This is a genomic window from Rhodococcus sp. JVH1 (assembly GCF_000280725.2).
Classification (GTDB): domain Bacteria; phylum Actinomycetota; class Actinomycetes; order Mycobacteriales; family Mycobacteriaceae; genus Rhodococcus_F; species Rhodococcus_F jostii_A.
Window position 1 is genome coordinate 6,272,895 of the sequence record NZ_CP166289.1, and the last position, 12,007, is coordinate 6,284,901.

The window sequence follows — 12,007 nt, forward strand, 5'->3', positions numbered from 1 at the left end:
GATGAGCACCCCACGTCGCCGGCCGCTGAAGACGGTCACGGGAGTCAGCGGCGCCGTGAGCACCTATGCCGCCGCCATCGATCCGCAGCAGTCGACCGTCGCGTCGTCGATCGAGATCGCGAAGATCGCCGAGGCGAACAAGTTCGACGCGCTGTTCGCCGCCGACCTCCTCAGTTTCGGGGCGCAGGGTGCGATCGGCGCGCAGGAACCGCTGATCTTCCTGTCGGCGCTCAGCGCCGTGACCTCGCACGTCGGGCTGATCGCGACGGTGACCACCACGTTCCACCACCCGTACAACCTCGCGCGGCTGTTCGGCACCCTCGACCACGTCAGCAATGGCCGCGCCGCCTGGAACGCCGTCACGTCGTCACTCGGCGAGGAGAACTACAGCGAGCGCGACCTGCCGAGCCCCGAGGAACGCTACGCCCGCGCCACGGAATCCCTCGAGGTGATCAACGCCTTGTTCGACAGTTGGCAACCCGGGGCGCTCACGTCCGACGGGGCCGGGGGAACCAGACTCGACGCCGATCGAGTGCGGCCGATCGACCACGCGGGCACGTACTTCACGGTGAAGGGCCCGTTGAACATCCCGCCGCTGCCGCAGCGTCGTCCCGTGCAGTTCCAGGCCGGCCAGTCCGCGGCCGGCGTCGAACTCGGGGCCCGGTTCGCGGAGGTCGTGTTCACGTCGCTGCCCACCCTCGAGGACGCCGTCACCTACAGCAAGAGCATCCGGGCGCGGGCCACCGAACTGGGCCGCGCCGACGGGCTGCCGCTGATCATGAGCTCGTTCCACACCACCTACGGCGCGTCCGAGGAGGAAGTGCGCCGACTGGTCCGGGAACAGGAGGAGGCGACGGATCTCGGCGCCGGCCGGATCCGGCTGGAGGACATGCTCGGTGGCGACCTCGACCTGTCCGGGCTGCCGCTCGACAAGCCGATCCCGGCCGACGTCCTGCCCGACGTCCGGTCGGTGAACCGCCGCCGCGGCCGGGTCGAAATCTTCAGCCGGCTCGCCGCGTCCGGGCGGACCCTGCGCGAACTGATCATCGCGTCCAAGGACACCGGCCACTGGGCGGTCGCGGGAACACCCGAACAACTCGCCGACGCCGTCCAGGAACGCTACGACGCCGGTGTCCTCGACGTCATCTCCTTCGGCGGGCTCGCCGAGGAACGGACCCGGGACTTCGTCGTCAACGGCCTGCTGCCCGAACTGCGGCGTCGCGGAATCGTCGGCAACGACTACGTGGGCGACACGTTCCGGGACAATCTGGAACTACCCCCGCTGCCCCCTCGCGGCTGACATCAGTTCTCCACCTCGGTGCCGTCCACGACGATCCGCACGCGGTCGGGGTAGAACGACACGTGGTCGTCGATGCCCGACGCCTCCGCGGTGGTGAACGGGTAGAACCAGGCGGCATCCTCGACGGGGTCGGAGCCGCCCGACCCGGTGAACGACAGATACGACGCCGTCCCCTTGTACGGGCAGGACGTCCTGGTGTCGGAGGCGGTGAAGAACTCGGACCGCACGTCGATGCGAGGAACGTAGTAGCGCACCGGCAGTGACGTCTCGAACAGCAGTCGCGGGCGGACGGTGTCGGCGACGAGCGTGTCGCCGATGAACACCTCGACGTGCCGGGACGACGGCAGCACGTCGACGCGGACATACGGGTCGCGGGCGTGGACGAACACCTGCTGATCCTCCTCGTACCAGGCGTCCATCCTGTGCCAGTAGAACGCGACGTACGGGCTGAGGTCGAGGGAATCCTCCAGTTTGGCGTCGTAACCCCACACGGATTGCTCCGCGCGACGGTCGCCGACGACGAGGTCCCAGTACCGGGCCTTGCCCTTCCACGGGCAGGTCGTGGTGGCGTCGACCGGCTCGAGGAGGTCGAAGTTCACGTCGTCGCGGGGAATGTAGTAGACGGGCAGGTGACCCTTCTCGAACAGGTACACCGAACGGGTGGTGTCGGCGACCGCCTGACCGCCGAAGAACACCCGGATGCGCTTGTGATTGGGTTCGATCGATATGCGGCCGTTCTCCGCGAACTGCTGGGTGGCGGCGGCGTGCGTGAGAGCTGTGGACATCACTCCATGGTGCGCCTTCGGCGCCCGGTGCGGGGTTAAGGAGGCTCTGGACTCGTTAACCACGCACGGGTGCGGAGCGCCGCGACACCGGCTGTCACGACCCACACCGTGAACGGGTAGAGGGCCAGGCGTTCGGTGATGCCGAATGGTTCGCCGGGGAGGAGGATCGCCACCATTCCGACGACACCGACGAGGCAGCACACACCGGTCCAGAGCGCGAAGATGCGCCAACGCTCGTAGAGCGCGATTGCGATGACGATCATGGCGGCGTTGCGGGCGACGAACGTCGGGGTCGCGACCAGTTGGTGCAGATGGGCGTCCACATTGATCGGAACGACTCCCGTCAGGGCCGCGCTGACGGAGGCCAGTGCGAGCAACGTCAACGCCACCCGGCGCAGGCGTCCCGGCGGGAGGAATTCGCGCAGGCCCACCGCTCCCGCGAGAATGAGCACCCCGGTCATCACGAAGGCGCTGTTGATCACCGTGTGCAGCGGTGAGCAGAGTCGCGCGGCCGCGACCTGGGCCGCGGAGCCGTCGCAGCCCGTGACACCCAGGTTGCTGACCGAGTTGGTCCGCACCTCGTACGGCCGCGGCCAGGCGCGTGCGGTCACGACCTCCGCGAGGAAATACAGGGCGATGAGCACCCAGGCCGTGGCTCCGGCCCGCACAGCCAACAGTCGCTGGGCGGGTGAAGGCGTTCGCACGACGCTCACCCCTCCGAACCGTACCCGGCTCACCGAGAGGATTGTTGACAATCTTCGGGAGCGGCTCGACCATGTAGCCATGGCCCCGCTGACGAGAATTCCCGTAGCTGACTCCGACGAGACGGGACAGATCGACGCGTGGCTGAGCTGACACGTCCCGCCGCCGACCTGCACGCCGAGCTCGCCGAGCTGGGCATCGACCTCGACACCGGATCGCGGCGGCGTGCCGAATACTCCTTCGACGCCTCCAATTACCGGGTGCCGCCGCTGGCCGTCGCATTTCCGCGCAGCGCCGGCGACGTGGTGGCGATCGTCCGGGCCTGCACCGACCGCGGCATCCCCATCACCAGCCGGGGTGGCGGTACGTCACTCGCGGGCAACGCGATCGGCAGGGGAGTGGTACTCGACTTCTCCCGGCACATGAATCAGGTGCGGGCCGTGGACGCGTCCGCCCGAACCGCCGTCGTCGAACCCGGCATCGTCCTCACGGACCTGCAGAAAGACGTGCAACTGGCGACGGACGGCGCGTTCACCTTCGCACCCGACCCGTCCAGCAAGTCCCGCGCGACTGTCGGCGGTGCGATCGGCAACGACGCCTGCGGCAACCACTCCGTGCGGTACGGCCGCACGTCCGATCACGTCGTCGCACTCGATCTCGTGACCGCGAACGGGCACCGGCTGACCGCCACCCGCGACGGACTGCGCGCCACCGACCCGGAAGACTCGTCCGCGGTGAGCGAGGCTGAACGGATCGCCGCCGGACTCGACGAGCTGACGCAGGAGCATCTCGGCGAGTTCCGCCTCGAGCTGGGCCGCATCCCGCGGCAGGTATCCGGATTTCACCTAGCGAACCTGTTGCCCGAGAACGGCTTCGACGTGGCCCGCGCCCTGGTGGGAAGCGAGGGGACGTGCGCGGTGATCGTGGCTGCGACCGTCGCGCTGGTGCCGGTGCCGCCCGCGGCCATGCTGCTGTGCCTCGGATACCGCGACCTGGTGGACGCCGCCCGCGACAACGCGCTGATCCTCGCGTACTCGCCCGCCGCGATCGAAGGCATCGACTCGGCGATCGTCGACACCATGCGGCACCTGCGCGGCGCCGACTCCGTTGTCGGGCTGCCCGACGGCGAGGCCTGGCTGTACGTCGACCTCGACGGTGAGGACCTCGACGAGGTGAAACTGCGCGGCACCGAACTGGTCTCGAAGCTGCGGGCGGCCGGGCGGCTCGTCGACTCGCGGGTGGTCGGGGACCCGGCGGAACGCGCGTCGCTGTGGCGGGTACGCGAGGACGGCGCCGGACTGTCGGCCCGACTCGTCGAGGGCGGCGAATCCTGGACGGGCTGGGAGGATTCCGCCGTCGCGCCCGACCAGCTGGCCGACTACCTCGTCGACATCAAGGCCCTGCTCGCCGAATTCGGGCTCACCGGCGTGATGTACGGGCACTTCGGCGCCGGCTGCATGCACATCCGCATCAACTTCGACCAGCGCACCGAGGAGGGCCGGGACGTCATGTCGCGGTTCATCCACCGCGCCGCGGAACTGTGCGTGCGGTTCGGCGGATCGATGTCGGGGGAGCACGGCGACGGTCGCGCACGGTCGGCGCTGCTGCCGATCATGTACACCCCGACCATGATGGCGGCGTTCGCGACGTTCAAGCGGCTCTGGGATCCGGCAGCCGTGCTGAACCCGGGCAGCATCGTCGACCCCGAACCGCTGCTGGGCAGCCTGGCCCTCGACGGCGTGAACCCGCGGGCGTGGCAGACGACTTTCGACCTCACCCCCACCAGCGACGTCCTCGTCGCACCGTTCGTCCACGCCGTCCAGGGGTGCATCGGGGTGGGCCGCTGCCGCGCCTCGACCGGCGGGGTGATGTGCCCCAGCTTCCGCGCGACCGGCGACGAGAAAGACTCCACCCGCGGCCGGGCCCGCGCCCTGCAGGAGATGGTCCGCAACTCGCCGACCGTCGCCGACGGATGGCGCTCCGAGGACGTCAAGGAATCCCTCGACCTCTGCCTGTCCTGCAAGGCCTGCTCCACCGACTGCCCGGTGGGCGTCGACATGGCCACGTACAAGTCCGAATTCCTCGACCACCACTACCGCGGCCGGATGCGTCCGCTGTCGCACTACTCCCTCGGGTGGCTGCCGGTATGGCTGAAGATCGCCGAACGGTCCGCCCCCGTGGTGAATCGGCTCACCGCGGGCAGGCTGGCGAAGGTCGCGGCAAAACTGGGTGGTCTCACGCCGCACCGGTCGATGCCGGAGTTCGCGTCCCGCAAGCAGATCCGGCGCGAGGTCGGGGAGACCTCACAGAACGGCACCGCGGACGTCGTGATGCTTGCCGACACGTTCACCCGCGGATTCCGCCCCGAGGTGGTCGGCGCCGCGTCGCGGGTACTCGCCGAGGCGGGACTCAGTTCCCAGTGTCGCAGCGACGTGTGCTGCGGGCTCACCTGGATCTCCACCGGACAGCTGAAGCAGGCCAAGAAGACCCTCGCCAAGGCGGCCGAACTCCTCGACGACGGCACCGACCGCCCCATCGTCGTCCTCGAACCGAGCTGCGCCGCCGCGTTCCGCAAGGACCTGCCCGAACTCGTCCACACCGACGCCGCACGACGCGTAGCCGCCCGCGTCCAGAGTTTCGCGGGTGCGGTCCTCGAGCGCGCCCAGGCAGGCTGGACCCCGAGCGTGGCGCTGCCCGAGGACGTCACCGTGCAGACCCACTGCCACGAATACGCCGTGTTCGGCGCGGCCGGCCAGCGGAAGGCCCTGCAGGCGGTCGGCGTCGAACGCGTCCGCGAGGCCACCGGATGCTGCGGCGTCGCAGGAAACTTCGGGTTCGAGGCCGACCACTACGACCTCAGCATGCAGGTGGCGGAACAGGCACTCGCCCCCGCACTGCGCGACAGTCCCGAAGACGCAGTCGTGCTGACCGACGGATTCAGCTGCCACATGCAGGTACGGCAACTCGACCCGACCCGATCGTCGCAACACCTCGCCCAGCTGCTCGACCCCGCACCACCGTCGAAACCCGAACACCAGAGCGGAGACTGACATGTCGCAGTTGTCGATGACCAGTGAACAGCGCGAGAAGTTCCTCGCCGACGTACACGTGGGGGTGATCGCCGTCGACCGCGACGGGCGGGCACCGCTCGCCGTGCCCATCTGGTACGGCTACGAACCCGGCGGCCACGTCTACGTCTGGACCGGACGCGGGTCGCTGAAAGAGCGGCTGATCCGCGCCGCCGGCCGCTTCAGCCTCGTCGCCCAGGACGAGAAGCCGCCGTACCGGTACGTCAGCGTCGAAGGTCCGGCGGAGTTCGACGAATCACCCACCGCCGACGTCGTCCGCAGACTCGCCACCCGCTACCTGCCCGCCGAGGAGGTCGACAGTTTCGTGGAGGAGGCCTACGACGACAGCGCGATCGTCATCCGTATGCGGCCGGAGCACTGGCTGAGCGTCGACTACGGCAAAGGCGCGTAGCGCCCGTGCGTGGTTAGCGAGTCCCTGGACTCGTTAACCGCTCACGGGCGATTCGGTTCACGCTGATTCTGACGATGGCGGCGTGGGCCGATGTGCGGAAGCGTTGAAGGGCAGTTGTTCCGCCTCGACAGGAGCGCCCTTCATGACCGAACTTCTCGACCTGAGCACCGACGTCCTCGTCATCGGCGGCGGCCCCGCAGGAACGTGGGCCGCGCTGCGCGCACGGCAATCCGGGGCGGACGTCGTCCTCGTCGACAAGGGGTACTGCGGAACCAGCGGCGCCACCGCGCCTTCGGGCACCGGTGTCTGGTACGTCGACCCCGACCCGTCCGCCCGGGCGAAGGCCAAGGCCAGCCGCGAAACGCTCGGCGGCCATCTCGCCGATCACCACTGGATGGACCGCGTCCTCGACCAGACGTACGCGAACATGAACCTCCTCGCCGAGGAAGGCCGGTACCCGTTCCCCGTCGACCCCGACACCGGCAGGCAGATCCGCACCGGACTCCAAGGGCCCGAATACATGCGGCGGATGCGGGCGTGGGTGAAGAAGGCGGGCGTCCGGATTCTCGACCACTCGCCGGCCCTCGAACTGCTCGTCGACACCGGCGGCCAGGTGCGCGGCGCGGCGGGCTACCAGCGCCAGGACGACCGCGACTACCGGATCACCGCGGGCGCCGTCGTGATCGCGAGCGGCGGCTGCGCGTTCCTGTCCCGCGCACTGGGCACGAACGTCGACACCGGCGACGGCGCGCTGATGGCCGCCGAGGTGGGCGCGACGTTCTCCGGCATGGAATTCTCCAACGCGTACGCGATCGTCCCCGCCAACTCCACCATCACCAAGACCGCCTACTACGGCTACGCCACGTTCTTCCACGCCGACGGACGCGTCCTCGAGGGCGCCGGCTCCACCAAGGGACGCTCGGTGATCGCGAAAACGCTGCTGTCCGAGCCGGTGTTCGCCCAGCTGGACCGCGCCGACGACGACGTGCAGCGCCAGATGCGGCTCGGCCAGCCCAACTTCTTCCTGCAGTTCGACCGGCGCGGCATCAACCCGTTCACCGACCGCTTCGAGGTCAGCATGCTCGCCGAGGGGACGGTGCGCGGAACCGGCGGCATCGACGTGGTCGACGACACCTGCGCCACATCCGTCCCCGGCCTGTTCGCGGCGGGTGACGCCGCGACCCGCGAACGCATCTGCGGCGGCTTCACCGGCGGCGGCAGCCACAACTCGGCGTGGGCGATGTCGTCCGGCAGCTGGGCGGGCACGGGGGCCGCGCGGTTCGCGCGAACCGAACGTCGGGTCCGGGCGGGCGAACTGCGTCCCGCCGGCCGGGCCGGACTGCGGCCCACGGGGCGGTCGGGGCTGGAGGCGTCCGCGGTCGTCGCGGCCGCGCAGGCCGAACTCATCCCGTACGAGAAGAACTATCTGCGGGACGGTGTGCGGGTGCAGGGTGCGCTCGACGAGCTGGAGTCGTTGTGGACGGCGTTGTCGCTGGGCCTCGGCGGCGACTCCGGCGACGAACGTGTCCGGGCCCGTCAGGCCGCGGCGATCACCGCGGTGGGCCGGTGGATGTACCACTCGACGCTCGCGCGGACGGAAACCCGCGGAATGAGTAAGCGCGCCGACTACCCGGACCTCGACCCGGCGCAGCACCACCATGTGCTCACCGGTGGGCTGGACGACGTGTGGACTGCGACCGGCGCGGCACACAGTGGGCTGTTGCGGGTGGCCTCGTGATCGAGGTGCTGCTGGCCGAGGCGTGCATCGGCTGCGACAAGTGCGTCGACGCGTGCCCCACCAACGTCTTCGACCGCACCGACACCGGGATCCCCGTGATCGCGCGGCAATCGGACTGCCAGACGTGCTTCATGTGCGAGGCGTACTGCCCGGTCGACGCGCTGTACGTGGACCCGCAGTCCACGCCGCTCGTCGACGGGCAGAACATCCCCGAGGACCACATCGGCCGCTACCGCGAGAAACTCGGCTGGGGGAAGGGGCGCGCCGCAGGCTCACTCACGGCGGTCGGGCCGTCCCTGCCGCACGGGGCACCGCCGCCACGGCTGCACTCGTGAGTGCGTAGCGAGTGCAGGGACTCGTCAACCACTCACGGGCGGCGGAGCCGCTAGATTGGAGGCACCGGAACAGTCGTCACCTGGGGCAGGGGTGCGGATGCAGAATTCGAAGTCGACACCGATGACCGTGCCCGGGCTGCGGGTGTACCGGCCCGAATCGCCCGCGGCGCGGATGGCGCTCGTCGGCGCAACCGTCGTGGTCGGCCTCGTGCTCATGTGGATGGCCGGGCGGTCGGGGCCCGTTCGCACGTGGATGGTCGCGGCCGGAATCGCCGTCCTGCTGGTGGCCCGGGGACTGCATCTGCGGCGGCCCGTCACCACGACACATTCGGTGGCGGCGGTGCTGTTCGTGGCCGCCGCAGATGTGGCGTACACGAGCGCACATTCGACTCCGGGATTTCTCCTCCTCGTGGCCACCGGACCCGTCCTGATGCTGCCGGTGCGCAGTGTGCCGCAACCCGAGGACCGTGCCCGCGTCTTCTCGCTGATCCAGCAGACCACGGACGATCCGCTGTCGCCGTTCGCCCTCAATTCGGCGAAGTCGTACTACTTCAACGCGTCGGGCACCGCGGCGATCGCGTACCGGGCGCGATCCGGAATCGCGGTCGTCTCCGGCGATCCCATCGGCAACGCGCTCGAATTCGGCGCCCTCCTCGACGAGTTCTCCGAGTTCGCGGCCGAACGCGGTTGGCGCGTCGCCGTGCTCGGAGCGGGGGAGCGCGTCGCCCGGTTGTGGGAGTTCGGCGGCGACACCCGAAAGCCGTTGTCGGCGGTCCCGATCGGCCGTGACGTGGTGATCGACGTCGGACACTTCACCCTGCACGGCAGGAAGTTCCGCAACCTCCGGCAGGCCGTGCAGCGCACCCACAACGCCGGGCTCACCACCGAGATCGTCCCGGAAGGCGCGCTCGACGAACCGACGCGCCGGGAGTTGTCGGACATCGTCGAGGTCGCCCGCGCCGGACATCAGCGCCGCGGGTTCTCGATGATCCTCGACCACCTGCTGGACGGCGCACTCCCCGGCATTCTGCTCGTCATCGCGCGCGACTCCACCGGGCGGGCCGTCGCCTTCCAGCGTTACGGCACCGCCGATTCCGCCCGCGAACTGAGTCTCGACGTTCCGTGGCGCGGCGACGGCGCGCCGAACGGCACCGACGAACGCATGACCGTCGACGTCATCCGGTACGCGGAGCACACCGGTGCGCGATACGTCTCGCTGTCGTTCGCGGCGTTCCCCGAACTCCTCGCCCCCGACGCACCCGGCGCGGGGGCGCGGCTCTTCCGCCGTGTCCTGCACCTCGGCGACGTGCTGATCTCGCTCGAGTCGCTGTACCGCTACCTCGGCAAGTTCCATTCCACGGGGAACCGGCGATACGTCCTCCTGCGTTTCCGCTACCTGCTGCCCGTGGCGTTCGCGTGCCTGACGTTCGAGTTCGTGCCGCACCGGGAGCGGGCCTGAGGCGCGAGGTCAGAAGTCGAAATTCTTCTCGTTCGTCGCGGTGAGCGCGTCGACGACGGCCGCGAGATCGGTCTTGGAGACGTCCGGGGTCGCCTCCTTCGGTGTCGGTCGCGTCGCCTTGTCCGGTGGGGTCTGATTCTTGCCGGGCCGTTCGTCCGTCATCTGTGCACCTTCGCGATAGGCCGAGCCGGGCAGGTTTACTGACCAGTACACCGTCAAGAGTCTGCCTCCGCAACTCCACGGGATCCTGATGTGACGCGGTCCACCTCGGGCCAGCTATCTGTCAGCTATCAGGCTGTGATCGACTGGGGCGACAAGTGCTCGTGGACGGCGATCCAGCCCGAGTCCTCGCGCCGCCGAAACAGGATCGTCTCCCGTTCGTCGAGCTCGACCGTTCCCGTCGAATCCCGCACGGTGGTGCCGACCCGATGCGTCAGCACCGCGACATCCGGGGCCGGGAACGTGACGTTCTGCTCGCTGGAAAGGCACGCGAGGACGCGGAACCCGTCCGACTCCCACTCGGTCCACAGGTCGCGGTAGGCCTCGCGACTGGGCAGCGGCACCGGGTGGGTGTAGAAGACGAACGTCGCGTCCGGGCTGAACGCCTCGAAGTAGGCGGTCGTGTCGTGCTCGCCGAATGCCCGGATCAGCGCGTCGATCGCGTGCTGGACGTCTGCCGTCGTCGTGTCAGCCATGAGCCGGGGTCTCCTCGACTGCCAGTGCGGCTTCGCTGTCTTCGATGAACCGTTCCTCCGTGTCGAGGTCCAGCGACCGGGACAGGACCCAGTACACGATCCCGGACACGGCGAGTCCGACCGCGAACGCGACGTCGACGTCACCGAGGGCCGCGGCGATCGGTCCGACGTAGAACGGCAGCACCATGAACGGAACGGACGCGACGATGCCGGCGAAGAAGGCCGTCATGCCCCGCCACGACCACATTCCGTACAGCCCGTCCGGCGTGAACAGGTCGGTGATGGCGTAGTGCCCGCGGCGTACGAAGAAGAAGTCGGTGAGATTGACGGCGGTCCACGGCACGAGGAGGTACAGCATGATCAGCAGCGTCGTGTTCAGGACGGTCGTCGAATCGGTGAACAGCAGGCTCAGCACCAGCCAGACCGCGGCCAGCGCGAGGACGGTCACCACCCGGATCCGGCGGGACGGGGTCACCTTCCGGAAGGAGTCGATGCCGGTGATCACGGTGAGCATGCCGCTGTACGCGTTCAGGCCCATGGTGGCCACCAGCACGAGCGTCGCGACGAGGGCGAGCACACTGCCGAGGAACGGGACCACCGAGTTGCCGGCGTCGTGGATGCCGGCGAGCGCATCCGTGGCTCCGAGGCGCGTGGCCATCCACGCACCCACCGGGATCAGCCAGACCGGCGACGCGGAGGCGCCGAGGAACACGGCCGACACGATGGCCGACGTCCGCGTGTTGCGCGGCAGGTACCGCGAGTAGTCCGACACGTACGGCGCGTAGGTGATGTTGTAGGAGGCCGCGACACTGAACTGGGCGATGAACGCCAGCAGGGTGAACCCGCCGGTCGCCGCGCCCGCGTCGCCGCCTGCGTGCCCGAACACGACACCCCACGTGGGGATGGCCCACAGCGGCAGTGACAGCCAGAACAGCACACGGAACGACAGGTGCAGCAGATCGTGACCGTAGATCGCGAGCAGAGTGGCGACCGCGGTGATGACGACGGCGATGACGGCCGCGTTCCACCCGAAGATGCTGTGCAGGCCCGCCTTGATGATGACGACGTCCACGACGTTGAACCCGACGTACGTGAACAACGTCCCGAGGAGCGCGAGGACGACACCGCGATAGCCGAACTGCGCGCGGGACTGCACCATCTGCGGGAGTCCGAGCACCGGTCCCTGCGACGCGTGGAACGCCATGAACAACGTTCCGAAGAAGATGCCGAGAATGCCCGCGACAACCGTCCAGCCCAGCGACAGGCCGAGGGCGGGGCCGACGAAGCCGATGGCCACCGTGAAGGGCTGGAAGTTTCCGACGAACCAGAAGGGGCCCTGGTCGCGGACCTTCCCGTGACGTTCGTCCTCGGGGACGTAGTCGATCGAGCGGGTCTCGATGGTGCCACCGAGGGTCGCGGCGGTGTCGCCGGGGTGATCTGACACTGAAACTCCTAGGAGGTGCTGTGGCTCTGATCACCACTCTGCGCACTTCGCCGCCCCGGCACCAGAGGC

The 12,007-nt window shown here is 69.1% G+C and carries 11 protein-coding genes; 6 read left to right on the forward strand and 5 right to left on the reverse strand.

Annotated elements, in window-relative coordinates; translation table 11 throughout:
* Window position 1: 1 nt before the first annotated feature.
* The gene (locus JVH1_RS29110) at window positions 2–1,300 is read left to right on the forward strand and encodes an NtaA/DmoA family FMN-dependent monooxygenase (RefSeq protein WP_009474329.1); all 1,299 of its coding nucleotides are present in this window, start codon (window positions 2–4) and stop codon (window positions 1,298–1,300) included.
* Between the two features lie 2 nt (window positions 1,301–1,302).
* On the opposite strand, the gene JVH1_RS29115 is transcribed toward JVH1_RS29110, so the two are convergent.
* Window positions 1,303–2,085, reverse strand: a complete 783-nt coding sequence (locus JVH1_RS29115) for a DUF427 domain-containing protein (protein ID WP_009474328.1) — start codon at window positions 2,083–2,085, stop codon at window positions 1,303–1,305.
* A 35-nt stretch (window positions 2,086–2,120) separates the two neighbouring features.
* Entirely contained in the window at window positions 2,121–2,870 is a 750-nt protein-coding gene (locus JVH1_RS29120) for a DUF998 domain-containing protein (protein WP_043778569.1), read from the reverse strand.
* Window positions 2,871–2,927: 57 nt separating this feature from the next.
* Between JVH1_RS29120 and JVH1_RS29125 the strand changes: the two genes are divergently transcribed.
* The 5 genes from JVH1_RS29125 (at window position 2,928) to JVH1_RS29145 (ending at window position 9,799) form a co-directional block, all read left to right on the forward strand.
* Window positions 2,928–5,837, forward strand: coding sequence for an FAD-binding and (Fe-S)-binding domain-containing protein (locus JVH1_RS29125; protein ID WP_009474326.1), 2,910 nt, complete (start codon window positions 2,928–2,930; stop codon window positions 5,835–5,837).
* 1 nt (window position 5,838) lies between these two features.
* Window positions 5,839–6,267: a pyridoxamine 5'-phosphate oxidase family protein gene (locus tag JVH1_RS29130; RefSeq protein ID WP_009474325.1), complete on the forward strand. Its 429-nt coding sequence runs from the start codon at window positions 5,839–5,841 to the stop codon at window positions 6,265–6,267.
* Between the two features lie 142 nt (window positions 6,268–6,409).
* Window positions 6,410–8,005, forward strand: a complete 1,596-nt coding sequence (locus JVH1_RS29135) for an FAD-dependent oxidoreductase (protein ID WP_009474324.1) — start codon at window positions 6,410–6,412, stop codon at window positions 8,003–8,005.
* Window positions 8,002–8,340 (forward strand): ferredoxin family protein, encoded by a 339-nt coding sequence (locus JVH1_RS29140; protein WP_009474323.1) that lies wholly within the window; start codon window positions 8,002–8,004, stop codon window positions 8,338–8,340. The genes JVH1_RS29135 and JVH1_RS29140 overlap by 4 nt, the downstream gene beginning before the upstream one ends.
* 97 nt (window positions 8,341–8,437) lie before the next feature.
* On the forward strand, window positions 8,438–9,799 hold the full coding sequence (locus JVH1_RS29145) for a bifunctional lysylphosphatidylglycerol flippase/synthetase MprF (RefSeq protein ID WP_009474322.1): 1,362 nt from the start codon (window positions 8,438–8,440) through the stop codon (window positions 9,797–9,799).
* Window positions 9,800–9,808: 9 nt separating this feature from the next.
* Here the strand turns inward: JVH1_RS29145 and JVH1_RS29150 are convergent, their stop codons facing one another.
* The 3 genes from JVH1_RS29150 to JVH1_RS29160 all read right to left on the reverse strand — a co-directional run bounded on the left by JVH1_RS29150 (window position 9,809) and on the right by JVH1_RS29160 (window position 11,938).
* Window positions 9,809–9,961 (reverse strand): hypothetical protein, encoded by a 153-nt coding sequence (locus JVH1_RS29150; RefSeq protein ID WP_009474321.1) that lies wholly within the window; start codon window positions 9,959–9,961, stop codon window positions 9,809–9,811.
* Window positions 9,962–10,089: 128 nt separating this feature from the next.
* Window positions 10,090–10,494 (reverse strand): nuclear transport factor 2 family protein, encoded by a 405-nt coding sequence (locus JVH1_RS29155; protein ID WP_009474320.1) that lies wholly within the window; start codon window positions 10,492–10,494, stop codon window positions 10,090–10,092.
* Window positions 10,487–11,938 carry a cytosine permease gene (locus tag JVH1_RS29160; protein WP_009474319.1) on the reverse strand — a complete coding sequence of 484 codons (1,452 nt, stop codon included), beginning with the start codon at window positions 11,936–11,938 and terminating at the stop codon, window positions 10,487–10,489. The genes JVH1_RS29155 and JVH1_RS29160 overlap by 8 nt, the downstream gene beginning before the upstream one ends.
* Between the last annotated feature and the right edge of the window lie 69 nt (window positions 11,939–12,007).